This window comes from Mucilaginibacter sp. A5337 (assembly GCF_059690695.1).
In genome coordinates, this window is sequence record NZ_JCAWEC010000003.1 from 483,368 (window position 1) to 510,170 (window position 26,803).

Below are 26,803 nucleotides of genomic sequence, written 5' to 3' on the forward strand. Positions count from 1 at the left end.
TCGTTTTTTGTGGTAGGTTAAACGTAATATTGCAATAGCATTAACGCCGTATTATTTTATGAACATTGATCTTGAAATTTTTAGCCCGGTACAGCAAATCAATAACCCTTTGTTTGATAGCTGCGGCGTAAAAGTTTTTATCAAGCGCGATGATCTTATCCACCCTATGATATCGGGCAATAAATGGCGTAAACTCAAATATGTACTTAAAAAAGCTCAAACCGAAGGGAAAACACATCTTGTAACTTTTGGCGGAGCCTACTCCAACCACCTGATGGCTACCGCCGCCGCGGCGGCAAAGTTTGGTTTTAAATCAACAGGGATTGTTCGTGGTGAGGAAGTTGATAATGATACCCTATTTTTATGCCGTCTGCATGGTATGAAATTGCAGTTTACTGATCGTGACAGCTATCGTGATAAACCAGCCCTGTTCAATCAATATTTCTGCAATGATGAGCAGGCATTTTTTATTGACGAAGGCGGGGCATCTGCCGAAGGGGCCAAAGGCTGCAGTGAACTGGTTAATGAACTCACCGAAACCTACGACCATATTTTTTGCGCCTGCGGTACAGGTACAACTGCGGCTGGTATCATTAACGGATTAAACAACCATCAGTTTAAAACAAAATTTAACGCGGTACCGGTATTTAAAAACGGTGGTTTTATTAGGGAAGAAATAGACCGTTTTTTAACCGCCCCGGCAAATTATGATATCCACACCGATTATCACTTTGGCGGATATGGTAAGGCAAATGATGCGCTTATCAGTTATATTAAACAATTTGTACCCGAAACAGGCATATTGATAGAGCCTGTTTATACCGGCAAAATGATGTATGCCTTGTATGACCTGATCGCCAAAGGGCGCTTTGAACCCGGCAGTAAGATCCTGGCAATTCACAGCGGGGGTATCTGGGGATTATTGGGGATGAAAGAAAAATTTAAATAACACTAATTACTCGAATGGGTTCGAATTTTCGCGAACGTGGTTAATTCGTGTAATTCGTTCTAATTGTTAGGTGTCATGCAAATCATTCGTGTTTACTGGGGATGAAAGAAAAGTTTAATTAGCACTAATTACGCGAATGGGTTCGAATTTTCTCGAATTGGAATTAGATAGTATTAATTACGCCAATGGGTTCGAATTTATACAAATCAGAATAATTCGCGTAATTCGTTTTAATTGTTAGGCATCATGCCGATCATTCGTGTTTATTGGGATTTCAAAGTAAAAGGTTGATCCTGCACCGTAGATACTTTCAACCCAAAGCCTGCCCTGGTGACGGTTAATTATTTCCTGTGATATGTATAAGCCTATCCCTAATCCCGACATATGGGAAGCTAAATTTTCAACCCGGTAAAAGCGCGAAAAAATACGTTCCAGTTGATCCGGCTGAATTCCGATACCAAAATCCTGTACCGATACCCTGAGTTTATTGTCGGTTACAACAGCTTCGATGATCACTTTATCCGCCTTAGGCGAGTACTTAATAGCGTTTGTTACCAGATTGATGATCACCTGCTCAATACGCTGGCTATCGGCGTGAATAATTAATTCCCGGGCAGGTAAATTTAAAATAAGTTGATGAGATGGGCCGGTTTGCTGTAAGATCTCCTTCAAATCGTTAATCAGCTTTATCACATCAAAATTAGCATAGGTAAAAGGAAGCTTACCGGTTTGAATTTTAGTAACATCAAGCAAATCCGATATCAGGGTGGTTAGTTTACCCACCTGTTCCAGCGCCCGGTTAGCAAGCACCTTGTTTTTATCATCGGGAGATAAATTGCGTGCTATGATCTGCAGGTATCCTTTGAGGCTGGTAACCGGGGTTTTTAATTCATGGCTTGCAAGGCCTATAAATTCGTCTTTTTTTTCATTAAGCTCTTTAATGTTTTCGTAAAGCTTGGCATTGTCAAGGGCTACCGCTGCCTGGGCTGCAACAGCTAAAACAAGATGTTCGTGTTCTTTGGTAAACCTGGCTGGTTGTTCATGTCCAAAAAATAAACCACCAATTACCTCGCCCGATTTACCTCTTACTGGCACAGCCAGGTAACTTATCACGGGCAGGTGCCCCTTGGGCTTGCCGAAATGTGGTGCATTCTTGCCGTAACGCGGATCTTTGGTAATATCATCAACCCTCACCGTTCCCTCTCCGCTAAAAGTGGGGTGAAAAACTGCAGTGTTGCGCGGCATTCCAAATTTTTCAAATGCCTCACGTGGTGCGCCCGAAAGTGTGAACAACGTATATGATTCGCCCTGCTCATTAACCAGGTTATGAAAAAAAGCGCCAAACTGCGCTCCGCACAACTGCGTAGTGGCATCAGTAACTTTTTGCAGGATGCTTTGAATATCCAGTTCGGCCGAAATAACCTGGCCTATTGAATTTAAAATCTCCAATCGTTCGGCATATTGCTGCAGTCTTTCTTCCGATTTTTTTTGCCTGCCTATATCACGTATTATTTTTGATGCTCCAATTACCTTGTTAGCCCTGTTCCTTATTGGGGATATGGTGAGCGAGATTTGTATTTCCTCGCCGCTTTTTGTTTTACGTATGGTTTCAAAATGTTCTATACGTTCGTTGGCCCGTATTTTACTAATGATTACTTCTTCTTCATCATAGCGGTCTTCAGGGATCAAAATGGTGATATGTTTGCCTATAATTTCATCTTCGGTATAACCAAATAAACGTTGTGCTGCATGGTTCCAACTGGTAATAATGCCATTGAGGTCTTTGCTTACAATGGCATCTTCAGATGATTCAATGATAGATGCCAGCATGCCTTGTTTTGCTTCGGCATTTTTTTGTTCGGTAATATCTATCAGTGTATTAGCGGCGCCCGTTAGTTCGCCTTTTTCATTAAAGCGGGGCTTAGGATTGGATAATATATTGCTTATACTTCCATCGGGGCGTTTTATAAGTATTTCCTGCTGCTTTATAGGCTTTCCGTATTTTAGCACTCTCCCGGCCGGTGTCTCGTCTGGTAATAATGGGGTACCGTCTGGATTAAATATCTCCCAGTTTACATACCATTTATCTATTTGCGGTTCGGGTGTTTTACCCCAAAGTTTTACCGCCGCCTTATTATAGGAGGTTATATAACCTTCCTTATTACAGGTATAAACAGCAACAGGCAGGTCCTCAAGCAAATCCCAGCTTGTAAGCTCACCGGAGTTTGGTGATGGGGCGGACATTGGCTTATTGGCAGATAATGGTTTCTCTCCCATAATTATTAATACACCCTTTGGTTGTATCCGCTACGAATTTAGTATTAAAATATTCAACCGGTGTCAAATTAATTAAAAAGAAAAATTTATTAAGGTATAACAGCATGAGTAAAGCTTATGCATCAAATGATTTTAATTATGACCGGCAGAAAAAGCAATTTTCACATATTGTTTTTTAAGAATGTTATGATTAAAACAAGTGTACCGGTTTTAAGTTTGGTACAAAAAGTAACTTTAAATTGTTTAAAGTTACTTTTTGGTCAATCGGTTTAAAAACCGCTTAAATTTTGATTTTAAGCGGTTTTTGTTAAATTTGTAATAAACCCAATTGATATGTACAACCTACTTGTTTCTCCGCAGGATGTCCAGGCTTCGCTTCAAAAGCATGTACTGGCCGATGGCTTCGACCTCACTTTTGATATGGAAAAAAGTAAGGGTGTTTATATTTATGACGCAAAATATAACCGCACGCTGCTTGACTTTTTTACCTGTTTTGCTTCCGTGCCTTTGGGCTACAATCATCCCAAAATGCTGAATGATGAAGAGTTTAAGAAAAACCTCATGCTTGCGGCTTTAACCAATCCGTCAAATTCAGATATCTACACAACGCAATACGCCCAGTTTGTTGAAACGTTTGACAGAATAGGCATCCCGGAATATCTGCCGCACGCTTTTTTTATAGCAGGTGGTGCACTGGCTATTGAAAATGCGCTTAAAGTAGCGATGGATTGGAAAGTGCAGAAGAACTTTGCCAGGGGATATACCAAAGAAAAAGGTTTTAAAGTATTGCATTTTGAGCACGCTTTTCATGGCCGCTCGGGTTATACCCTGAGCCTTACCAATACATTACCCAATAAAACCAAGTGGTTTGCCAAGTTTGACTGGCCGCGGGTATCGGTACCTTATATGAACTTCCCATACAGTGATGCTAACCACGAAGATTTGTTAAGAAGGGAACAATTATCGGTAGCACAGATCAGGAAGGCATTTGAAGATAATAAGGATGATATATGCGCCATAATAATTGAACCTGTACAATCAGAAGGAGGTGATAATCACGTACGTAAAGAGTTTTTAGAAAAACTGCGCGAGCTTGCCGATGAGTATGAAGCATTGCTGGTATATGATGAGGTGCAAACGGGCGTTGGTTTAACCGGCAAATTCTGGTGCCACGAACATTTTGGTGAAAAGGCCCGCCCCGATATTATTGCCTTTGGCAAAAAGATGCAGGTTTGCGGCATATTAGCCGGCCGGCGCATTGACGAGGTTGAAGATAATGTGTTTAAAGTATCATCGCGCATAAATTCAACCTGGGGCGGCAGCCTGGTTGATATGGTGCGCTCGTCTAAAATAATGGAAATTATTGAAGAGGATAACCTTTGTGATAACGCCGCGGTGATGGGAGAATACCTGCAAAATGGCTTAGGTGAAATTGCTGAACGCCATCCGGTTGTAAGTAATGTACGAGGAAAGGGACTGCTCACAGCTTTTGATTTTCCGGATAAAACAACAAGAGATAGTTTTATTAAAAAAGGTTTTGATAATAATATTATGTACCTTGGCTGCGGCGAAAGGAGCGTGCGTTTCCGCCCTGCGCTGATCATTGAAAAAAGCCATATTGATATTGGTTTAGAGATGCTTGAGCAGATCTCAACCACTTTTTAACAAAAAAGTAAAGAAAGTCAATCCCGGCTATAGCTAAATCCGGTCATGGAGCGGATAGAATTAACTAATATTTAATAAGGCAAAAACTGCATCTATTATTTGTAAAAAACAAAAGATATTAAAATACGCTACTTTTTTTCCAAAATACGCTATATTTTTTGTTATTATTCCAGTTAGATTTGTTGCAACCCTATTAAAGTGACGTAGTTCTATTTCAAACACCATGAGCAAACACATAGAGAAATTAAAGAAACAACTGGTTGAAGTAGCCGAGGTTGTAAACTCATTCAAATCGGAGGCTGTGCAGGTCCGGATCATCGACCGTTTACTGGAAGTTATGATCGAATCGGAGAAAGTAGATGCCGAAGGTGTTGAAATGTTTGGTAAAAAAACAAGGAAATTACGTATTGAAGATGAAGGCGGAGTTATTTCGGGACGTAAGAAACCCGGTGCTACTAAAATACTTAATCAATTGTTAAATACCGATTTTTTTGATAGCCAGCGTTCTATTTCATCAATTGCCAACTATTGTAAAGAACAATACGACTCTGATTTTAAAACATCTGAGTTGTCGGGCATCCTCCTCAAATTAGCCAATGAAAATAAGCTAAGGAGAGAGAGAAGTAATGAAAATAACCGCTTTGAATATATTAGGGCATAAGTATCATTATACTTGCTTAAATAGAAAAGGAGCCTGAAAACCAGGCTCCTTTTCTATTTAATTGATTTTATGTATATGTAATTTATAGTTAATATAATATTATTTAAGATTAAATAAATTATCTACCCCTAAAATCTTTCTGCTGGTAAAACCTTCGGCATATTTTGCCTGGATACTTTTGCCAAACTCGCGTGCACGGCCGGTAACTATTTCAATAAAATCGGGCGTTGAAATATAGGTTTGCGGTTCGCCTTCCCAGCTTGGGTTATAAAACTGTGATCCGTAAGCATAGATACTTTCTATTTTTTTATCCCAGTGCTCTGTTACGTCAATTAATATATCAGGGGTTATATAATTATCCTGTATAAAATGCAATACCATATCCGGCCGCCATGCTTCTTGTGGCAGGCCATCAGCATCAAATGTTTCTATTTTGCGCAAACCTGCTAAAAATGCTGCAGCTTCTACAAGCTCATTGGCGCGGCCATGGTCGGGGTGGCGGTCATGGTATGCGTTGGTTATCACAATAGACGGGCGAAATTTCCGGATTGCTTCAATAACTTTTACCTGGTGCTCGCGGGTGTTTTCAAAAAAAGCATCGGGCAGACCAAGGTTTTCACGTACGGCTAAGCCCAATATTTCGGCAGCAGCAGCGGCTTCCTGTTTACGGATTTCGGCAGAGCCACGGGTGCCCAGCTCACCACGGGTAAGGTCAACAATACCAACCTTATAGCCAAGGGCAATATGTTTTAAAATTGTACCGGCACAACCTAATTCAGCATCATCGGGGTGTACAGATAAAACTAATATATCTAATTTAAGCATGCGCAAAAGTAATTCATTGGTCAGACGCCGCTGTCAGCAGGCGGTCAATCTTTCGCCTGATTTTTGATGAGTTGGGCTTAGTAAAAGGATAGTAAAAATCAACCACATGCCCCTCCTTATCTATCAAAAACTTGTGGAAGTTCCAGCGCGGAACCGAGCGCACATTTCCGTTCTCTTTTTTATCGGCAAAAAATTGATACAAGGGATCAGCGTAAGGGCCACGTACCCGTATCTTTTCAAATATGGGATAATTAGCGCCAAAGTTTTCGCAAAAAACAGCAATAGCTTCGCCATCCAAAGGTTCCTGGCCTCCAAAATCATTTGAGGGGAATGCGAGGATTTCAAAATCCTTGCCGGCAAGCCCGGCTTTTAAGGCTGCCAGTTCTTTTAACTGGGGTGTAAAGCCGCATTGCGATGCTGTATTTACAATTAAAAGAACTTTGTTTTTATATTCAGAAAGACTGATCTCTTCACCGTTTAACATTTTAACGTTAAACTGGTAAATACTTTTATTATCCATTAAACTAATTGCTGTATGAATTATACCCGGCCTGGTTTAATATGGCCTCGATATCCTTCTGTTCTTCCGGGTCGTAAGTTTCTTTGAGGTTATGACCAAATATGCTCGCTACCGACTGGAACATGAAAGCTTTAAAACCGCCCTTTAATTCTTTAACCATAGCAAAGCTGGTTTGCCCGGTTTCGCGGTCGATAAGCTTAATTAAAACCTCTCCCTGACTAATTGTCAGGTTCTTGATTTCCTTATTAAACAGGTTTTTTATTTCACCCTCACAGGTGCTTACTAATTCCTTTTGTTTTTTTCTGTCGGCAGTAACGGCAAGGTCTCGCTGTAACTGGCGGTATCTTTGCCCTGCAAAACGTGCATATGGCAGTACTTTCATTACATTGTAGCGCAAACGACGGTAATTTAGCCTGTCGGCTTCGCTTGCAAAAATACGGGTATCTACAATTCTAACCTCCGGCTCAACTATCCATGGTACAAGCTCACCGTCAAGGTTGGTCATGGCTGTTCTGATGGTATCATTTTTACCAAGGGTTACAGGTGCAGGCGTAGCTGTTTGGGCCTTTGCAGCACCCATTAAGCAACATAACAGCAGCGTAAAACCAATAAATTTCATATTTTTACTTAATACAAAAATAATGTAATTTTTTTTGGTATTTTACTAATACCTGCAATAATATTTATTTGCTGCATGTTTATGATTGAATACCGCTAATACCCCGTACATGAAAGACTTAGTGATAGACCTGGAAGCCGAGAAGAACGAGATACTAAAAAGATACCGTGCTTTATTGCGTGCCTGTAAATCAACCCTGCAAAAGGGCGATAAACGCATGATACGCAAGGCATTTGATATGGCCCTTGAAAGCCATAAGGATATGCGCCGTAAAAGCGGTGAACCCTATATATACCATCCTATTGCTGTTGCCCAGATAGCCGCCGAAGAAATTGGCCTGGGCACCACCTCAATAGTGTGTGCCCTGCTGCATGATGTGGTTGAAGATACCAACATGACGCTTGATGAAATTGAGATGGAGTTTGGTAAAAAGGTTGCCAAAATTATTGATGGCCTTACCAAAATATCTGGTGTATTTGATACCAACAGCTCATTACAGGCCGAAAATTTCCGCAAAATGCTGCTTACCCTTGCCGATGATGTAAGGGTGATATTGATCAAGCTTGCCGACAGGCTGCATAATATGCGTACCATGGAATTTATGCCCAGGGACAAGCAGTTGAAATTATCGTCAGAAACGGTTTACCTGTATGCGCCGCTTGCCCATCGTTTGGGTTTGTACGCTATAAAATCTGAACTGGAGGATCTTTCCATGAAATACATGGAACGTGAAACCTACCAGTTCATCAAAAATAAACTGAACGAAAAAAAGGCCGAACGCGAGCGCTTTATCCGTGATTTTATCGAGCCTATCAATAAATCATTACAAAGCCAGGGGCTTGAGGCCGATACATTTGGCAGGCCTAAATCCATCCATTCCATCTGGAATAAGATGAAAAAGAAATCGATACCTTTTGAAGAGGTGTACGATCTTTTTGCTATCCGGATCATATTGGATAGTGCCCCCGAACATGAAAAGGCCGACTGCTGGAAAGCCTACTCGATAGTAACCGACCAGTACCGCCCAAATCCCGACAGGCTGCGCGACTGGATCTCATCGCCTAAAGCCAATGGTTATGAGTCATTGCATACCACGGTGATGGGTCCGCGCGGACAATGGGTTGAAGTGCAGATCCGCACCAAGCGTATGAATGAGATTGCCGAGAAAGGTTTTGCCGCACACTGGAAATACAAAGAGGCCAGTACAGACAGTGGTCTTGACCAATGGGTACACAAGGTGCGCGAGATGCTCAAAAACCCGGATACCAACGCGCTCGACTTTATCGACGACTTTAAGATGAACCTCTTCAGCGATGAGATTTTCATCTTTACCCCTAAAGGCGCCCTGATCCAGTTGCCGTTAAATGCCACAGCGCTCGATTTTGCCTTCGAGATCCATACCGATGTAGGTGCAAGTTGTATCGGCGCTAAAGTGAACCACAAACTGGTGCCGCTAAGTTATAAGCTGCAAAACGGTGACCAGGTGGAGATCATAACCTCAAGCAAGCAAACGCCTAAGGAAGACTGGCTTAATTTTGTGGTTACTGCTAAAGCTAAAGCCAAGATCAAATCAGCTTTAAAAGAGGAGAAGCGCAAAATTGCTGAAGATGGTAAGGAGATCCTGGAGCGTAAAATGAAATCGCTCAAGATCACTTACAATTCCGAAAACCTGCAAAAGATCAGCTACTTCTTTAAGCTACAGGCCACCCAGGATCTTTTTTACAATGTTGCCAAAGGCATTATTGATATGAAGGACCTGAAAGAGTACCAGGCATCCGAAAAAGTAATTGATAACAAGCCGCAGGATAAAATTGACCAGGAACAGGTTCAAAATCTCATCAAAAATATCAAGGCTAAAGACAGTGATATACTGCTCATTGGCGAGGATATGCAGAAGATTGATTACAAGCTGGCCAATTGCTGCAATCCTATCCCCGGTGATGACGTATTTGGCTTTGTTACCGTGAGCGATGGTATAAAAATTCACCGTACCAATTGCCCTAATGCCGCCAAATTAATGGCCAACTACGGATACAGGATAGTAAAGGCCCGCTGGACAAACCAGCAGGAGCTTGCTTTCCTTACAGGCCTGCGTATTACCGGTATTGATGAGGTTGGATTAATCAACAAGCTTACCACCGTAATATCAAATGATTTTAAAATAAACATCAGATCTATAACAGTTGACAGCGATAATGGTATATTTGAAGGGTCGCTGATGTTATATGTTAACGACACCAGTCATTTGGACACCCTGATTAAAAACCTAAAACAAGTAAAAGGCGTTACAGCAGTTAACCGTTTTGATTCGGCTATCGAAAAAGCGTCGTGAAGTGAGTAGTTGATTGAGTTGATTAGGTGAGTAGTTGCTTTATGCAATGAAAGTCAACATAATCAACCATTCACATAATCAACCACTCACCACTTAACAAATTATTAATAACTTTGCCCCGTTAATACATCATTATGTCACAGCAGGATACCATACCAATGGTTAAAAAAATTTTTGAGGCTTACCTCGAAAATAAGAATCTCAGGAAAACCCCTGAACGTTTTGCTATACTCGAAGAGATATATTCCCGTACAGATCACTTTGATGTGGAGTCGTTGTATATCCACATGAAAAATAAAAAATACCGTGTTAGCCGTGCAACGGTTTACAACACGCTTGAGCTATTGGTTTCGTGCGATCTGGTTACTAAACACCAGTTTGGCAAAAACATGGCCCAGTTCGAAAAATCATACGGCTACAAACAGCATGACCACATCATCTGCATTGACTGTGGAAAAGTGGTTGAGTTTTGCGATCCCCGCATTCAGCAGATCCAGAGTATGATGGGCGATATATTGAAATTTGACATCAAACACCACTCTTTAAATCTTTATGGTAATTGTACCAAATTAAGAGAGGGTTTTTGTGACAGAAAAATTTAACTTTGCCCCCTTTCATAACACATATTCTTGAACTTACGATAAATTAATGGCTGTTGACGTATTATTAGGCCTCCAGTGGGGCGATGAAGGAAAAGGAAAAATTGTTGATGTGCTTAGTGCAGGTTATGACCTGATAGCACGTTTCCAGGGCGGGCCAAATGCTGGTCACACTTTGGAGTTCGACGGTAAAAAGTTTGTTTTAAACACCATTCCTTCAGGTATATTTTTTGAAAACACCATCAACCTTATCGGTAACGGTGTGGTGATTGATCCTATCACCCTGAAAAAAGAACTGGATAAATTAAAAGACGCCGGGCATGACCTGCTGGCAAAAAAGAACCTTTTAATTGCTAAAAAAGCACACCTGATATTACCAACACACCAATTGCTTGATGCAGCCAACGAAAAAAAGATGGGCGAAGGCAAAATTGGTTCAACCTTAAAAGGTATCGGTCCAACGTATATGGATAAAACCGGTCGTAACGGTTTACGTATTGGTGATATCACCCTGCCCGATTTTAAAGAGCGTTACCAGAAACTGGTTGATAAACACGTATCTATGCTGCAACAGCTTTACGGCGAAGTAGCTGATTTTTCAGAGCGTGAAACATTATTTTTTGAAGCGCTTGACGTGTTGCGTCAGTTCCCGCTGGTTGATTCTGAACATTTGGTTAACAGCTATATTAAAGATGGCAAAAAGATATTAGCCGAAGGTGCTCAGGGCGCTATGCTTGATATCGACTTTGGTTCATATCCGTTTGTAACTTCATCAAATACTACCGCTGCAGGTGCTTGTACCGGTTTAGGTATTGCCCCCCAGCAAATTGGTGAAGTGATCGGTATTTTTAAAGCTTACTGTACCCGTGTAGGCGGTGGTCCGTTCCCAACCGAACTGGAAAACGAAACCGGTGAAGAATTACGTAAAGTAGGTCATGAATTTGGCGCAACCACAGGCAGGCCGCGCCGTACCGGATGGATCGATCTTCCCGCTTTAAAATATGCTATCATGCTTAACGGCGTTACCCAACTGGTAATGACCAAGGCTGATGTTTTGAGCGGTTTTGAAAAGATCTATGCTGCTACTCACTATAACTATTTAGGAGAGCAGATTGATTACATGCCTTACGATATTTGCTCGGTAAAACCTGAGCCGGTATATAAGGAAATTGAGGGCTGGAACGAAGACCTGACAGGTATTACTGAATTATCTGAGATCCCGGCAAAATTGCAATCATACATTGATTACCTTGAAGCTGAACTTGGTGTACCGGTGAAATATTTATCAGTAGGGCCGGACAGGAAACAGACTTTAACATTACATTAATAATGTTCTCCGTGGAGACACGGAAAACTGGATGATAATAAGAGGCCGGGTAATACCGGCCTCTTTCATTTACCTCAACCTCACCGTTTCGTGTCTCCACGAAACGAAACCGCCAATACAAATCGATTAACATTAAACCAATCTAATTTCATTTACTTGGTTATTTTTGCAGGGTGATAATACAGGTTAATGATCTGCCGGGATTCAGGGAAAAAGCGTTGCAATGGGCTGCAACTTTTGAAACACTGTGTTACCTTGATTCGAATGGATTTAATGATCCCTATTCCAGGTTTGATACATTGATAGCGACCGGTTCCCATGCCGAACTTACTGCAAATGCAGGTAACGCTTTTGATAGCCTTGATGAGTTTAGGAAAAACAACCCTGGCTGGATGGTGGGTTTCCTGGGTTATGATCTTAAAAATGAAATAGAAGCGCTTACATCTGCTAATCACGATGGTTTAAAATTCCCTGATCTGCATTTCTTTGTTCCCGAACATCTTATTTTGATAAAAGAAGATAAGGTAGAGATCATCTCAGATAACCCCGAACTGCTTATAAAAGCAATAAATGAGAGGAGTTTAGTCAGGTCTGCCCAGCCATCTGTTATCAATCTAAAACCACGCTTTAGCAGACAGGAATACATTGATACGGTAAACAGGATAAAAGAGCACATCACCCGTGGCGATATTTATGTAACCAACTTTTGCCAGGAGTTTTTTGCAGAGGATGTAGCCCTTGAGCCGCTGGAGATTTTCACAAAGCTGAACGAAGTTTCGCCTAATCCATTCTCTACGTTTTTCAAATGGAACGGTAATTATATTCTTGGCGCGTCGCCCGAACGCTTTTTGGCAAAGAGGGGAAGTAAGCTTATATCGCAACCCATAAAAGGAACTGCCAAAAGACTTGACGATATTAATGCCGATGAGCAAGCTAAACAAACCCTGCGCAACCATCCTAAGGAGTTACAGGAGAATGTAATGGTGGTCGACCTCGTGCGCAACGATCTTACCCGATCGGCTAAACCCGGTACGGTAAAAACCGAAGAACTGTTTGGCATTTACAGTTTTAAGCAGGTACATCAAATGATCTCTACCGTAGTTTGCGAAATACAGGAAGGCCTTTCAAATGTGCAGGCTATCAAAAATACCTTCCCGATGGGCAGCATGACCGGTGCCCCTAAAGTAAGTTGCATGCAGCTGATGGAGCAATATGAGCGTAGCAAGCGTGGTGTATATTCCGGTGCTATAGGCTATTTTAGTTCGGATGATGATTTTGATTTTAACGTAGTTATTCGCTCATTACTTTATAATTCTGCTAACAATTACCTTTCGTTCCATGCCGGAGGAGCCATTACTTACCACGCAATTGCCGAAAATGAGTATGAAGAATGTTTGTTGAAAGCTGCTGCGGTGATGCAGGTTTTGGGAGGATAGCAGTTTTCTCTGTAGAGACGCATCACATGCGTCTTTCGCATGCAGACTACGAATAGATTAATTGCCTAATAATGCTTGTCCTATGGGAGACGCATGTGATGCGCCTCTACAAAAGACACTTTACAGATCATCAATTTTCATTATATTGAGCAGTGGAATTTTTAAACACTTGCTCTTTTAATTGTCATTATGTCAAAACCCCTACAAAACATAAAACTGATCCTCGTTACCCTGTTGTTATTTATTAGCGGCCTAACCCTTGCCCAAACAAAATACCGCCCTTCTGATCTGTTCCCCGCGCAACCGTTATTACCTCCGGGCAATTCATACCGTGCAGCCATCGGCGAACCAGGCCCTGCTTACTGGCAAAACAAGGCCGATTATGCAATTGACGTAGCGCTTGATGATAAAACCAATGTAATTACCGCTACTGCAACCATTACTTATACCAATAATAGCCCCAAAGCCCTTTCAGCGTTGTGGCTGCAGTTGGAGCAAAATGTGTTTAAAAAAGATTCGCGGGGCATCCAATCCAAATTATTCCTTTACCAGGATCCTGAAAAAAATACTCCCGACGGCGGGTACCAGATAGAAGGCGTGCAGCTTGCAGGCAACAAAGGAGGAAATATTAAATATCATATTTACGATACCCGGATGCAGCTTGAGCTGGTGCAGCCACTTTTAAGCGGACAGGCCATCAGTTTCAGTATCCGTTACCGGTACAACTTCCCGGTAAATTATAAAAATGCCGACTTCTTGGTTAACCGTACCGATATCCTACCTACAAAAAATGGCAATATTTATGCAGTTGCGCAATGGTACCCGAGGATGTGTGTATTGGATGATATAGAAGGATGGAACACGCTGCCATATTTGGGCAATGGCGAGTTTTACCTGGAGTATGGCAATTTCAGGATAAACATTACGGTACCATCGGGACTTATTGTTGAAAGTTCAGGCGACTTACTTAATCCTGAGGAGGTACTAACACCAACCGCGCTGAAGCGTTGGCAGGCCGCTAAACAAAGTGATGTGCCGGTGCAGATTAGATCGGCAAAAGAAGTAACCGATCCATCGTCACGACCTGCAAAGACTACCTGCACCTGGAAATTTAAACTGGATAATTCAAGGGATTTTGCCTGGACTGCCTCACGGTCGTTTGTTTGGGAAATGGAAAGCTTTAACCTTTTTAATGGTAAAAGGGTTACAGGCAGTTCGTTGTACCCTATAGAATCAGAGAAGCAAAACAGTTGGAAACGTTCATCTGAATATATCAAATTTACCTTGCAGCACTTTTCAGAAAAGTGGTTTCCTTATCCTTACAATAAAGCGGTTAACGTAGCCTCAAATTTAGATGGAATGGAGTACCCCGGTATGGTTTTTTGCTCGGCGAAAGATACCGGCAATATGTATTTTGCTGTGGTAAACCATGAGTTGGGGCATACCTGGTTCCCGATGGTAGTAGGTAGCAATGAACGTAAGTACGCCTGGATGGATGAGGGCTTCAATATGTTTATTGATAAAATAGCTGTCAAAGCTTTTAACAAAAGCGAGTTTATAGGCTATGTTGAGATCGATAGCCCGCTCGATTCCTTGTTTTCGGAAAAGCTGCTGCCTATTGTTACCCGCCCCGACGCTTTGCCGGGCAACCAGGTATATCCGCTGCAGTATCAAAAAGTGGCTTATTCCCTTGCCCTTTTACGTAATCAGATTTTAGGCCCGGAGCGTTTTGACCGCGCTTTCAGAAAGTACATCCGTGACTGGGCATATAAACACCCAACACCCTGGGACTTTTTCAGAAGCATAGATAGTTCGGCAGGGGAGGATTTAACCTGGTTCTGGAAATCTATGTTTCTCGAAAATTATCGCCTCGATCAAAAGATAACCAAAGTAGAAAGCTCGACAATTACTCAACCTGCTATCACGATTGAAAACATGGAAAAAGCAGCTATGCCTTTGATCGTTGAGATAACCTATACCGACGGCTCAAAGGAGCATCGCGAATTTCCGGTAGAGATTTGGGAGTATAGCAATGTCTATACTTTTACCGGTGATAAAAAAGCGGCTGTCGCTAAAGTTATTATCGATCCGGACAAGATCTATCCGGATGTGGATAGGAGCAATAATGGTTACGAGGTGAAGAAATAGACTATTTAGTACCATAAAATGTCATTTCGATAGAGCGTGCGGGGAAATATGCGTTGGGGCGAAAGAGAAATCTTATACGCCCTGCATAACGTTATTGCGGCGCGTACAAGATTTCTCCTCGTTCCTCGTCGAAATGACAGAGGGTCTCATGAGGCTATCGACTACAACTTTTTGTCCCATCAGGGTCTCGCGCAGAGACCCTGATGTTCTGCGAGAATGTTCTTACAACTTCACACCCCTCAAAAAGTCTTCAATACCCATACGTTTCTTACCTTCTAACTGAATATCTTTTAATAATACAAAACCATCTTTAGCGGCAAATTTCAAATAGGTTTTATTGTCAGTTAAAAAGCCGCCTGGTTGTATAGCCGGTTCCGATAGCTGATATTCAGAAGCATAAATTTTCAAATTTTTGCCATTAAGCTCGGTATACGCAGTTGGCACCGGGCTCAAACCTCGAATTTTGTTATAAATTGACAAGGCAGGTTGTGTCCAGTCTATCTTGCAATCATCCTTAAAAATCTTTGGTGCGCGCCTCAGCTCTGTCCCTTCGACAAGTTGTGATTGTGGATGCTCGTTGTAACGGCCGCTTTCAACAGCTTTTACTGTTTTTACCAATAAGCCGGCACCTTTATTCATCAGGCGATCGTGCAGTTCACCGGCATCTTCATGGCCGGTAAGTGTTATTTTTTCGGTAAACAGGATGTTACCGGTGTCAATGTCATGCTTTAAAAAGAAAGTAGTCACGCCGCTTTCTTTTTCGCCATTGATAAGCGCCCAGTTGATGGGAGCCGCCCCGCGGTATTGCGGTAACAGCGATGCGTGTAAATTTATGGTGCCTTTAGACGGCATGTTCCAAACAGCTTCGGGCAGCATCCTGAAGGCTACTACCACCTGCAAATCGGCCTTAAGTGCTTTCAATTCGGCAATAAAATCTTCGTTCTTCAATTTTTCGGGTTGAAGCACTTTTAATCCGTTAGCTACAGCGTACTGCTTAACGGCCGATTCGCTGACTTTTTGTCCCCGCCCGGCCGGTTTATCAGGTGCTGTAATAACAGCAACAATGTCACTTCCTGCTTTAATTAAAGCATCTAACGAGGTAACGGCAAACTGGGGGGTACCCATAAATATAATTCTCATAGTATGTTTAGGTATTAGATGTGCTTTATTTGGTTATTCGTATAGTAAATATTTTTTGCGTGTGGCTTTAAATGCGGTGAGGCCCGGCTGCCAGCTGGCGCGGATCTCTTCTTCAGTTTTGCCCGTTTCAATTTGTTTCCTTAACTCGGCTGTGCCGGCCAGCTTTATGAAATAAGCATTAAAGAAATGATCCTTATCGGGGAAAGCATTATATAACTCTAAGAGCCATTTCAGGTTAATGGAGCCCATGCCGGTGATATCATTTGGCGAAATATTTTGCAGATCGATACCAAAACATTCCTGGTCTTTCTGCGGCGGGTTTTCGCTCATACCGGGGATGCTTTTAGGCGTGAACGAAAAACTATACTTTCCTTTTAGTGCGGGATGCCCCAAAACCGCAAAGGGAACAAGTGTGCCCCTGCCCAAACTAAAAGTAGTACCCTCAAACAGACAGGTACTTGGGTATAATAAAATTGATATGGGGGTATTTAAGTTTGGCGACGGGTTTACCGGCAGGGTATAAGGCAAATCATGTTTGTAATTAGCCACTTTAATGATCTTTAGTTTGCACTTAACCCCGTTTTTTAACCAGCCTTCGCCGTTTATCATCTGAGCATATTCGGCAATGGTCATGCCGTGGGCAATGGGGATGGGGTGCATGCCCACAAACGAACGGTTAACGGTATCCAGAATTGGCCCGTCAATTAAGTAGCCATTAGGATTAGGGCGGTCAAATATCATGAGCTCTACATTATTTTCGGCACAGGCTTCCATTACGTAATGCAGGGTTGATATGTAGGTGTAAAAGCGCACCCCAACATCCTGGATATCAAATATCATCAGGTCGATGCCTTTCAAATCGGCAGGTGTTGGTTTGTAGTGTTTGTTGCCGTACAGCGATATTACGGGCAGGCCGGTTTTGGGATCTTTTGCATCACCAACAGTTGCGCCATTACTGGCATTACCCCTAAAGCCATGCTCGGGGCCAAAGATCTTTTTTACATTCACTCCCGAATGCACCAAACTATCTACACTGGCAGTTAAATTTTTACCAATAACAGAAGTTTGATTAATCACCATCCCTATATTTTTTCCCTTAAGATAATTAATATAAAGCGGAATTTGATCGGCTCCGGGAATAATAGGGCCATTTTTTATGTTTTTAGATGCGGATGCTGTTTTGCAGCTTTTGCAATTGCTTGCCTGGCTGCATGCGGTGTTTGCAAGTAAAACTGTTATGAGGGCAAATCGTAAAAAAGCACAAATCTTATTCATAAAATATTGAGTTGAAACAATTTTAAAAGTAGCAGGTTTAACAGCAAAACCGCATATTTGCGAAGGTACAAAAAATCAGTTTGCCATTGAGTTTCGCCTCCTTTATATCAGCCCGCATAACATTTAAATCAAAACGCACCTTTTCAAAGCTGATAGTGCGTATTGCAATTATAGGCATTATGCTTGGCCTGGGTGTAATGATACTGTCCCTTGCTATTGTTAAAGGATTTAAACACGAAATCCGCAACAAAGTTCGCGGCTTTGCCGGCGATATTCGCGTGGTTAAGTTTGATCTCAATAACTCTTACCAAAGCTCTTCCTTTGCTGCCGACAGTGATTTTGTTAAGCGGGCGCTTAAAAGCCCTTTTATTACTCATGTGATGCCGGTAGCTACCAAGCCGGGTATTGTTAAGGCTAATAATGAAATTGAAGGTGTGGTACTTAAAGGCGTTGACAAAAGCTACGACTGGGGCTACTTTAAAAAAATGATGGTTGCCGGCGATGTGATCAGCTTTGCCGATTCTGTTGAGGCACAAAAGGAGATCATGATCTCGCAAACAACGGCCGACAGGCTTAAGCTTAAGGTAGGGGATAAGCTGCTGATGTATTTTGTACAGGAGCCGCTTCGTAAACGTCAGTTTAAAATTAAAGGGATTTTCAACATCGGCGTTGAAGAAGTTGATAAAACCTTTGTTATTGGAGCGTTATCACTCATTAACCGCCTTAATGACTGGAAGCCAAACGAGATAGGCCAATATGAACTCCGCGTTTCTGACTTTGAGCATATCAATGAAGCTGCCAATGCGCTTGATGATGTTTTACCGGTAAAGCTGAAAGAATACACTATTGAAGAAGATTACCCTACTATATTTGAATGGCTTAACCTCTTGGATGTAAATTCGGTAGTGATGCTGGTATTGATGGTAGCTGTTGCTGTTATTAATATGATATCGGCACTGCTGATCATGATCCTTGAGCGTACCGCCATGATTGGTATGTTCAAAGCCATGGGCGCATCTAATTGGGCCATCCGCAAAGTTTTCCTGATCAACGCTACTTACCTGATAGGTTTAGGACTTTTGCTGGGTAATTTGCTTGGGATAGGCCTCGGGTATTTTCAAATGTATACCCATTTCTTTAAACTCGACCAGGCATCGTATTATATGACCTTTGTACCTGTTGAGTTTAGTCTCTTTGATATTGTTGTCCTGAATATTGGCACACTGATCATTTGCCTGTTGGTACTTATAATTCCATCAACATTGGTAAGCAGGATCTCGCCGGTGAAGGCTATTCAATTTAAGTAAAGCAGTTGTTATTAATTAACTTATAATCAAATAGTTGCGGGTGGGTCCTGTTTTAAGTAGCTGGGTGTACACATCTTTTAAGCAAAAGAAAATGTCATTTCGATTGAGCAGGTTGGGGCTGGGAGGTCGGGCGAAAGAGAAATCTTATACGTCATGCAGAGCCGTTTGCAAGGTTTAGAGCAGGACGTATAAGATTTCTCCTCACCGCGCCCGCACATTCCCAAACCGGTTCGTCGAAATGACATTCGGTTTTATTGATATTAATTTGCGATGATGAGTACACCGAGAAGCTATTAAAGCAACCGGTAGCTCAACCCCAGCCTGAAATACTCGCTATGCGCATTAAATGATGCGTCACCTACCATATCTTTCATGTAATTGGTCAATCCGTGGGCAAAGCTGGCGTTTAAGCCATAACGGCCATAACTGGCTACGGTACCGAGGCGTAACCGAACATCAGTTGGGGCTTTGCTTCTTTTATAATCAACTTTATAAATTTTGCCGTCTTTATCTTTCACTTCGCCTTTATCACGGCTATCCAGTATCAGACCGAGGTCCATCCCCGGCAAAATATCAAGCTTAACTTTATTAAGTTGAAAGCGATAGCCTATATACGGGTTAAGGTTGATACTCTGGTTTTGGAAAGCAACATGACCGGTTACTGCAAAACTGGGATCATTTGCAGTTATAGGTAAGTAGTCACCGTACAAGACAGTTGTAATCGGTGTATATTTATCTACATTAACTTTACTTCGTAGTAATTCATAAGCTCCCTGCAAGCCAACAATAAACCCGCCTTTTGATATCGTTTGAATCTGTACGCTTCCGCCGTAACTGAACCCATTTTTATTTCCGTATGGATTATTGGCTCGGTTCATCGGATCGCCGGTGATGGATCCCTGTAATACTTGCGTAGTAGCCGATGTTGATTTGCCCGCAAAATGAAACAAACCGGTATTGCCCTGTACAGATACTTCTAATTTTTGGGCGCAGAGCTGCAACCCGCTAAGCATTAACGGGGCAAGGATAAGGAGGTACTTTTTCATTTTTTATGTGTTGTAAAGTTTAGTTTCAGGTTTAAGCCGCCTGCTCCAAATTTTATCTGCTGTGAGCCAAGGCCGTCGAGCGGGTATTTCAAAAATGGTTCGATAATTATCCTGTTGCTTTTACCCAGTGGATAGCCAACACCAAATGCCACGTTCAACGTTTTGGCAAAATAAAAGCTGTTGAAGCTTTTGTGCGTTGTTTCGTCGGATGTTTGTGCCTGTACACCGGCAGCCTGTGCCAGTCCCGGGTAGCTGTAACTTGCTGTGTAGGCCTCATTAATAAATGTGCCCGAACTTAAACCTGCAGAAATATAAGTGTCATTTTTTTGCGGGTTAAATTCATATTTAAGGTTAACCGGGATATCAAGACCTATCAGGTTAGCATTGTAGTTTTTGAATGAAGGGCTCGATGATACTTTATTAAAATCAGCCGCCACACTGTAAGTGGTGCTTAACGATGGTGAAAAGGACACTGCTGCAGCTCCATTTGAGGGCTGGTTTTTATTATAATTAAGTGTGTTTTGGGCTAAAGCTAAACCTGTTGAAAGTTTAAGGTTTTTGCTCAGTTTAATATCAGTGGTGAAGCCGGCACCAGCATTTACCTGGTTTTGGCTGCCTTTGGCATAGTTGAAGAATGTTGCCGCATAAACGCTGAACTTTACCCTGCGGTCGTCTGTTTCCATATCAGGTTTTTTAGGCTGATCATGATCACTGGCCAGCAGCGCTTCCATGGAGTTGGCTTTCGGTTTAACTTTCACTACCGACGGCGTAGTATTGGCCGGAGCAGTTTTAGCCGGATTGGCATTAACCGGAGGCTGTACAGCAGGATTATTAGCGTACTGTTGCGTATTATCTTGCGGCAGCACGGATTTAACGCTATCGGCTTTTTTACCAGGTACTGCAGTTGTAACATTATTATTTGCCGGTTGAGCAACCGGAGCAGGGGCTTTTGCGATGCCATTAACCGGGTTAGTATTTACTGCAGGTACCGGAATATGTGTAAATACAGGGGCAGCTGTTACCGGTTGATTTGCAACAGCATTAGCTACCGGTTTGTTTAAAGATGTATTGTTTGCAAAAGTATTTGGTTTGCCTGTTGGTGCAATACCGGGAGCAACAGGTTTTGTAGCCGAAGATTGTGTACTATTATTGTTTGCAAGGTTAGTTGCGTTTGCCGCAGGTGATTGTTTAGTTGTGGCAGGTTGTTGTACAGGTGCAACATTTTGAGTTGCACTATCCAATGCTGTGCTGGTTTTAGGCAACGCAGGTTTTACCGGTTTGGCCGAAAATGTTTGGCCGTTATTATTTACATTGTTTTTGTTCGATGCTATCCACAAACCTATACTTAAAAACAGCAACAGCACAGCAGCGGCGCTTGCCCACCATAGATAAACCGGGCGGCGCTGTTTTTCCTCCACAGGGAATTTCTCCCTGAGCAGCAGCCAGCCTTCATCAGCAGTAGTGTCCTCGTAATTATCAAACACTTCCCTGATGCGGTCTCTTAAGTCGTTATCCAACTGATCATCCATGGTTTTGTGCTTCTTTTCTTAATATAGTCCTTAATCTTTCTTTTGCCCTGCTCAGGTAAACACGTGATGAGCTTACCGGGATGCCGAGCGTTGTGGCTATTTCGTCATGATCATAGCCGTCTATCTCATACATGTTAAAAATGGTTCGTTGTATGGTTGGGAGCTCAACCATCAGCTTTAAAATATCCTGTGCATTTAAATTATCAACCGGCCCCATATTACTCCTGATGGGGGCGGCATTATCCAATTCAACATTAAGCTGGAATTTAAGGTCTTTACGCCGTCGGTCGATGGCTGTGTTAACCAAAATGGTGCGGAGCCAGGCTTTGAATGGCTTATCGATATTGTAGCCGCCAATAGCGTTAAACACTTTTATAAAAGCGTCATTTATAGCTTCAAGGGCATCGTCGCGGTTTAAACTGTAACGCAAACTTATACCCATAGCATAGCCATAGAACTGTTTATACAGCAGTTCCTGATGTTTTAAGCTGCCTTGTTTGCATTGCCTTATGATCTCTTCTTCGGTAATGCGAGGGGGTGGATGCATTAAATGTGTAGTTCCGCTAAATGTTGTTTTAAAAGCCCTTACGCAGTAAAAGATTTAAACGATACAAAATAATAAAAAAAATCTACGGCTATTGTTTGCCCGCTGTAATCAAAAAAGCCGGTACCCATAAATACAGGCACCGGCACGTAATTAAAACAATTGGACTTTTAGTTAATTAGCTTTTTTTAAGTTGTATTGAACCGTCAATGTATCGCCGTTGCTGTTACGCTGCAATTGAAATACATTACCGTCATAATAGTACTGGTAAACACCTTTCAGGTGAAATTTATTTACCCCCGGTACTACCGCAGATGAGTCATTAAATTGGATATAATATCCGTTGTACACAAATCCGCCGTAGCTTGCCACGTGTTTCCTGGTATCGGCGGCTACTTTAAATAATGATGCAGCGGTAAGTTTTAAAGCTATTGTATCGCGAACAGTATCATAACCGGAACCGCTGGCTTTTTTAACAAGAGCACCGAATGTTCCGGTGAAATTGCCTTGCGGTTGGGCAACAGGAACAACCTCGTTTTTAGGTGAACAGGCTACACCTAATGTTAACAATAATGGCAGCAGGTAAAATAAATTACGTTTCATATAATCTTATCTCGTTATCAATTTTTAACCATTACGCATCTTTTTAATAAAACGATACACCAGGCAACAACATTTTATAGTTTTTTTGCTTCATCCCAAAAAATATCCATCTCGGCAAGGCTCATATCATGCAGCTGTTTACCATTTTCCTGGGCCTTAAGTTCAAGGTACTGAAAGCGTTTGATAAATTTTTTATTGGTTTTCTCGAGTGCGTTTTCCGGGTTGATGTTGATAAATCGGGCATAGTTGATCAGCGAAAACAACAGGTCGCCAAATTCGGCTTCGGCTTTTTCGTGGTCGATGGTGCTTTCATCTTCGGCATTAAATTCATTTTTAAACTCCTGCATCTCTTCTTCAACCTTGGCCCAAACCTGACTTTTCTCTTCCCAGTCGAACCCAACGCCGCGCGCCTTTTCCTGTATGCGCGATGCTTTTACCAGCGCCGGTAATGAAGCGGGTACGCCGCCTAAAACAGATTTATTGCCTTCTTTAAGTTTGATCTGCTCCCAATTACGCTTTACGTCTTCTTCGTTTTGCACCTCTATGTCGCCATAAATATGCGGATGGCGGTTGATCAGTTTATCGCAAACACCGTTCAAAACATCGGTAATTGTAAAGTCGTTGGTTTCGGAAGCTATTTTGGCGTAGAAAACCAGGTGCAGCATGATATCGCCGATCTCCTTTTTAATTTCGGGCATATCACCACCTAAAATGGCGTCGCTTAGCTCATAGGTTTCTTCAATGGTAAGGTGGCGCAGACTTTCAAGCGTTTGTTTTTTATCCCATGGGCAATTGGCCCGCAGGTCATCCATAATGATGAGTAATCTATCGAACGCTATTGAGGCGGTAGGGGCGGTTTCAGGGGCTTTTAAAGGCATAAATTATTTATAATGAATACTTATGCTGCAAAGGTATGATAACATCTTTAATGAAAACTTACTGTATCATTAATTTTAAACTAACATTAATTAATTTTATTAGCCAATTGTTAATGCTATCTATAAGCACATTTTACCATGAAAAAAATTTACCTGTTTATCCTCCTTTTCGTTTCGATAATTAAAACAAGCTACGCGCAGCAGCAGCCTGCCGGCGATATGGCCAACAGCACCTTTAGTCAGCCTCAGCCATTCCTGTTTACTGTAAGCACGCTTAACCCGCAAGGGCGTAACTGGAGTTTAAATTACTCGGGCGGGTACGGTGAACGTACAGTTACACCACTTGGATTTGACGGCGTTGACCAAAATTTTTCGGCCAAAGGGTACCTGGGCAATAAGTTTACGCTGATGGCCATACTGGGCACAGGTTTTAGCAGCAATGGCGGTGTGCGCACGTTGCAACAGGCCGAAGTATTGCGTGATTTTATCGGCGGAAACCAGCCTATGGGCTTTAGGGCAGGAGCAAGCCTTGGTTTCAGGCGGGAGTTTAATAGCGATGGTGTAGCATTTAGCCGTATAACTGCCGCGTACGAAGTAACAAATTGGAAACTTGGTGCCAACGTTAGATTTGAAAAAGCATTTGCTACTAACCGCGATGGTTTGGATCTGATCACCAGCGTTGGTGTGCACCGTCATATTTCGGGGCAGTTATTTGGCGGCTTTGAGGCAGTAGGGCAGGACCTGGAAGGCTTTTGGGAAACCGACGAAGCTGAAGGTGGCGCCCGCTTGTTGATTGGCCCGTCATTAAATTACGCTCCGGTTAACTCGCGCCTGGCATTTTCGCTTTGCGGCGGCCCTATCATTTATGCTACCCGCAGCGCGGCAACACAAGGCCAGTTTGCTTACCGCGAATTGCCTACCACCAATGGTTTTACACTGAAGTTTAATGTAGGCTTCCGGTTCTTATAAAAAGAAAAGACTAAAGCTTTACCGCCCTGAGCATTTCGCGCTTGCCTGGTGCTCCGGGTGCTTTTTCAACTTTAAAGCCCATGCTTTTTAACATGCGTTTCAGGTTGCCGGTAATGGCATAGGTAACAAATACACCGCCCGGTTTTAAAAAGCTAACGGTATGGCCAACGGCATCCTCGTTCCACATTTCGGGTTGATGAATGGCGGCAAAGGCATCAAAATAGATGATGTCAAACTGTTCGTCTGTTTTAAAATCTAAAAGCTTGCGGTGGGCAATATGTAGTTTGGTAATTGGGTTGATCTCAACTTTGCCGGTTAGGGCAATTGCATAATTGCCATTGAATTGCTGCCATAATAACTCCGGAATATATTGCTGATAACCCGTTTGCAACATCATTTCGGCATTTATCGGGTAGGCCTCAATACCGGCATAATTAAGTTTTACTTGCTTATGGTTGCAGGCATCGGCAGTTAACAAAAAATTAAGCCCGGTGCCGAAACCCACTTCAAGAATACTTACCTCCTTAGTTTCATTCCGTTCCAGGAAATATTGCAGGCCCGATTTAACAAATACGTGCAGGCTTTCCTGTAGCGCCCCATGGCGGGAGTGGTAATGTTCGCCCACTTCGGCATTGTAAATGGTGTTTGAGCCGTCGGCAGTGGTAACTATGGTTAGTTCATGGTTCATGGATGATAGTTCATGGTTTTGACTGGTATACTTTTAGTTCATGGTTGATGGATGGAAGTTTCCACGGCCTTATCGGCCATTAACTATCATCTATGAACTATTAACCATGCACTTCCTTCATCATCTCCGTTACAACTTCGCCCAGATCGTAAACAGGTACGGTTGTAATAGCAGATGAAACGATGCTCACGCCGGCTGCTGAGCGGTAACCTGCCGCGCAATGTACCACGATTGGTTTATCCGAAGGGATCTCGCCAACACGTTCACGTAGTTCAGGCAGTGGAATGCTGATGGCATTTTTGAATACCTTACCTGCGGCAACTTCGCCGTGGTTACGTACATCAACTATAGTGTAATCGCCTTCATTTGCTTTGAACGCATCCAAATCAAGATCCGGAGATACTTCACCGGCGTTTACAGGAGCTAACAACGCAGCTTTAATATTTTGCTCGTAGCCAATTTTTGCTGCTTTTTTTATTAGGATATCAAGCTTTTCATCATTTTCGGCAAACAGGTAAAACGGCTCATCGGGACCGATAATGGAACCAAGCCAGGTTTCAAATTTTTCACCATCCTGCAGGTTAATGGCACCATGCAGGTGGCCGCTTCTGAATTGTGCTTTGGGACGACTGTCGACAATTAAAATACCTTTTTCCAATGTGCTGGCTGCATCAATGTGCGGTACGGTGGCAATGCTATCCTCAAAACCCGAAACGCCGTTTTTATTCAGCTCCACATCGCGGCCAAAGTATTTGGGCATGAAAGGCTGATCGGTGGTGAGCGTTTTAACAAACTCCAGTTCATCCATCAGTTGCAGGGCGTAGTTTTCGCGCAGTTCGCGGCCAATGGTGCTTTCCAGGTCGGGGCTCATGCTTTTACCGCATAACGAGCCGGGACCGTGCGCGGGGTAAACCACCACGTTTTTAGGCAGTGTCATGATTTTTTGCCGGGTGCTTTGGTACATCTGGCGGGCAAGCTCTTCTTTTTTTGCAGTAATGTTGCCCACGTTTTCACGTAAATCCGGTCTGCCTACATCGCCAACAAATAGGGTATCGCCGGTAAAGATGGCTGTTTCGCGGCCTTCTTCATCTACCAGCAAAATACAGATAGAATCAGGCGAGTGGCCGGGAGTGTTGATAGCCTTTAGTTTGATATCGTTAAGTTCGATGACGTCGCCGTCGTCAAAGGTTTCGTGTGGGTATGCTGCACCGGTAAGTTTACTACAGTAAATAACAGCACCGGTTGTTTCATGAATTTCAAGATGCGAGCTCACGAAATCGGCATGCGGGTGGGTTTCAATAACGCCCACAATATCGGCATCATGTTGGGCCGCAAAATCATAATAAGGCTGCGGGTTACGGGCCGGGTCAATAACTATCATTTTGCCTGTGCGGATCACGGCATATGAACCATGTGCCAGGCCTTTATCGTAAAATTGCTGAATGATCATATTTTGCCTGCAAAGA

General features: G+C 42.6%; 23 protein-coding genes. 10 read left to right on the top strand and 13 right to left on the bottom strand.

Annotation, left to right across the window (positions count from 1 at the left end):
• Positions 1–58 precede the first annotated feature (58 nt).
• Positions 59–949, top strand: a complete 891-nt coding sequence (locus tag AC59JO_RS11985; protein ID WP_497305533.1) for a 1-aminocyclopropane-1-carboxylate deaminase/D-cysteine desulfhydrase — start codon at positions 59–61, stop codon at positions 947–949.
• Between the two features lie 237 nt (positions 950–1,186).
• On the opposite strand, the gene AC59JO_RS11990 is transcribed toward AC59JO_RS11985, so the two are convergent.
• Complete coding sequence (locus AC59JO_RS11990) at positions 1,187–3,226, bottom strand: PAS domain S-box protein (protein ID WP_413666425.1); 2,040 nt, start codon at positions 3,224–3,226, stop codon at positions 1,187–1,189.
• Between the two features lie 333 nt (positions 3,227–3,559).
• On the opposite strand from AC59JO_RS11990, the gene lat reads away from it, so the two are divergent.
• Both lat and AC59JO_RS12000 read left to right on the top strand, forming a co-directional pair.
• Positions 3,560–4,891, top strand: a complete 1,332-nt coding sequence (gene lat, locus AC59JO_RS11995) for an L-lysine 6-transaminase (RefSeq protein ID WP_497305535.1) — start codon at positions 3,560–3,562, stop codon at positions 4,889–4,891.
• A 223-nt stretch (positions 4,892–5,114) separates the two neighbouring features.
• Positions 5,115–5,552 carry a hypothetical protein gene (locus tag AC59JO_RS12000; RefSeq protein ID WP_413666427.1) on the top strand — a complete coding sequence of 146 codons (438 nt, stop codon included), beginning with the start codon at positions 5,115–5,117 and terminating at the stop codon, positions 5,550–5,552.
• Positions 5,553–5,651: 99 nt separating this feature from the next.
• Here AC59JO_RS12000 and bshB1 read toward each other — a convergent pair whose 3' ends face one another.
• The 3 genes from bshB1 to AC59JO_RS12015 are packed head-to-tail and all read right to left on the bottom strand — an operon-like array spanning position 5,652 to position 7,516.
• Positions 5,652–6,377, bottom strand: a complete 726-nt coding sequence (gene bshB1, locus AC59JO_RS12005) for a bacillithiol biosynthesis deacetylase BshB1 (RefSeq protein ID WP_413666428.1) — start codon at positions 6,375–6,377, stop codon at positions 5,652–5,654.
• A gap of 13 nt (positions 6,378–6,390) precedes the next feature.
• Entirely contained in the window at positions 6,391–6,897 is a 507-nt protein-coding gene (locus AC59JO_RS12010) for a glutathione peroxidase (RefSeq protein WP_413666429.1), read from the bottom strand.
• Between the two features lie 4 nt (positions 6,898–6,901).
• Positions 6,902–7,516 (bottom strand): DUF4294 domain-containing protein, encoded by a 615-nt coding sequence (locus tag AC59JO_RS12015; protein ID WP_274987065.1) that lies wholly within the window; start codon positions 7,514–7,516, stop codon positions 6,902–6,904.
• A gap of 109 nt (positions 7,517–7,625) precedes the next feature.
• Between AC59JO_RS12015 and AC59JO_RS12020 the strand changes: the two genes are divergently transcribed.
• From AC59JO_RS12020 to AC59JO_RS12040, 5 genes are all read left to right on the top strand, one after another.
• Complete coding sequence (locus AC59JO_RS12020) at positions 7,626–9,848, top strand: RelA/SpoT family protein (RefSeq protein ID WP_091222197.1); 2,223 nt, start codon at positions 7,626–7,628, stop codon at positions 9,846–9,848.
• 134 nt (positions 9,849–9,982) lie between these two features.
• Complete coding sequence (locus AC59JO_RS12025; protein ID WP_112567234.1) at positions 9,983–10,450, top strand: Fur family transcriptional regulator; 468 nt, start codon at positions 9,983–9,985, stop codon at positions 10,448–10,450.
• 46 nt (positions 10,451–10,496) lie between these two features.
• The gene (locus AC59JO_RS12030; protein ID WP_497305539.1) at positions 10,497–11,774 is read left to right on the top strand and encodes an adenylosuccinate synthase; all 1,278 of its coding nucleotides are present in this window, start codon (positions 10,497–10,499) and stop codon (positions 11,772–11,774) included.
• 173 nt (positions 11,775–11,947) lie between these two features.
• A complete protein-coding gene (locus AC59JO_RS12035; protein ID WP_413666431.1) occupies positions 11,948–13,210 on the top strand; it encodes an anthranilate synthase component I family protein in 1,263 nt (420 codons plus the stop codon).
• 189 nt (positions 13,211–13,399) lie between these two features.
• Positions 13,400–15,358, top strand: a complete 1,959-nt coding sequence (locus AC59JO_RS12040; RefSeq protein WP_497305541.1) for a M1 family metallopeptidase — start codon at positions 13,400–13,402, stop codon at positions 15,356–15,358.
• 222 nt (positions 15,359–15,580) lie between these two features.
• Here AC59JO_RS12040 and fmt read toward each other — a convergent pair whose 3' ends face one another.
• Both fmt and AC59JO_RS12050 read right to left on the bottom strand, forming a co-directional pair.
• Positions 15,581–16,498 carry a methionyl-tRNA formyltransferase gene (fmt, locus tag AC59JO_RS12045; RefSeq protein ID WP_497305543.1) on the bottom strand — a complete coding sequence of 306 codons (918 nt, stop codon included), beginning with the start codon at positions 16,496–16,498 and terminating at the stop codon, positions 15,581–15,583.
• 33 nt (positions 16,499–16,531) lie between these two features.
• Positions 16,532–17,773, bottom strand: coding sequence for an exo-beta-N-acetylmuramidase NamZ family protein (locus AC59JO_RS12050; protein WP_497305545.1), 1,242 nt, complete (start codon positions 17,771–17,773; stop codon positions 16,532–16,534).
• Between the two features lie 155 nt (positions 17,774–17,928).
• Here AC59JO_RS12050 and AC59JO_RS12055 point away from each other — a divergent pair, with 155 nt between their 5' ends.
• On the top strand, positions 17,929–19,080 hold the full coding sequence (locus tag AC59JO_RS12055; protein ID WP_413666435.1) for an FtsX-like permease family protein: 1,152 nt from the start codon (positions 17,929–17,931) through the stop codon (positions 19,078–19,080).
• A 293-nt stretch (positions 19,081–19,373) separates the two neighbouring features.
• Here AC59JO_RS12055 and AC59JO_RS12060 read toward each other — a convergent pair whose 3' ends face one another.
• From AC59JO_RS12060 to mazG, 5 genes are all read right to left on the bottom strand, one after another.
• On the bottom strand, positions 19,374–20,126 hold the full coding sequence (locus AC59JO_RS12060; protein WP_497305547.1) for a hypothetical protein: 753 nt from the start codon (positions 20,124–20,126) through the stop codon (positions 19,374–19,376).
• A complete protein-coding gene (locus tag AC59JO_RS12065) occupies positions 20,123–21,655 on the bottom strand; it encodes a hypothetical protein (protein WP_497305549.1) in 1,533 nt (510 codons plus the stop codon). The genes AC59JO_RS12060 and AC59JO_RS12065 overlap by 4 nt, the downstream gene beginning before the upstream one ends.
• Entirely contained in the window at positions 21,648–22,202 is a 555-nt protein-coding gene (locus tag AC59JO_RS12070; protein WP_413666438.1) for an RNA polymerase sigma factor, read from the bottom strand. Before AC59JO_RS12070 ends, AC59JO_RS12065 begins: the two co-directional genes overlap by 8 nt.
• Before the next feature lie 171 nt (positions 22,203–22,373).
• The gene (locus tag AC59JO_RS12075; RefSeq protein ID WP_413666439.1) at positions 22,374–22,802 is read right to left on the bottom strand and encodes a hypothetical protein; all 429 of its coding nucleotides are present in this window, start codon (positions 22,800–22,802) and stop codon (positions 22,374–22,376) included.
• Between the two features lie 74 nt (positions 22,803–22,876).
• Complete coding sequence (mazG, locus tag AC59JO_RS12080) at positions 22,877–23,680, bottom strand: nucleoside triphosphate pyrophosphohydrolase (RefSeq protein WP_413666440.1); 804 nt, start codon at positions 23,678–23,680, stop codon at positions 22,877–22,879.
• 138 nt (positions 23,681–23,818) lie between these two features.
• Between mazG and AC59JO_RS12085 the strand changes: the two genes are divergently transcribed.
• The gene (locus tag AC59JO_RS12085; RefSeq protein WP_413666441.1) at positions 23,819–24,649 is read left to right on the top strand and encodes a hypothetical protein; all 831 of its coding nucleotides are present in this window, start codon (positions 23,819–23,821) and stop codon (positions 24,647–24,649) included.
• A 10-nt stretch (positions 24,650–24,659) separates the two neighbouring features.
• Here AC59JO_RS12085 and mnmC2 read toward each other — a convergent pair whose 3' ends face one another.
• Positions 24,660–25,337 (bottom strand): tRNA (5-methylaminomethyl-2-thiouridine)(34)-methyltransferase MnmC2, encoded by a 678-nt coding sequence (gene mnmC2 / locus AC59JO_RS12090; protein ID WP_497305552.1) that lies wholly within the window; start codon positions 25,335–25,337, stop codon positions 24,660–24,662.
• A 100-nt stretch (positions 25,338–25,437) separates the two neighbouring features.
• Positions 25,438–26,787 carry a rhodanese-like domain-containing protein gene (locus AC59JO_RS12095; protein WP_413666443.1) on the bottom strand — a complete coding sequence of 450 codons (1,350 nt, stop codon included), beginning with the start codon at positions 26,785–26,787 and terminating at the stop codon, positions 25,438–25,440.
• Between the last annotated feature and the right edge of the window lie 16 nt (positions 26,788–26,803).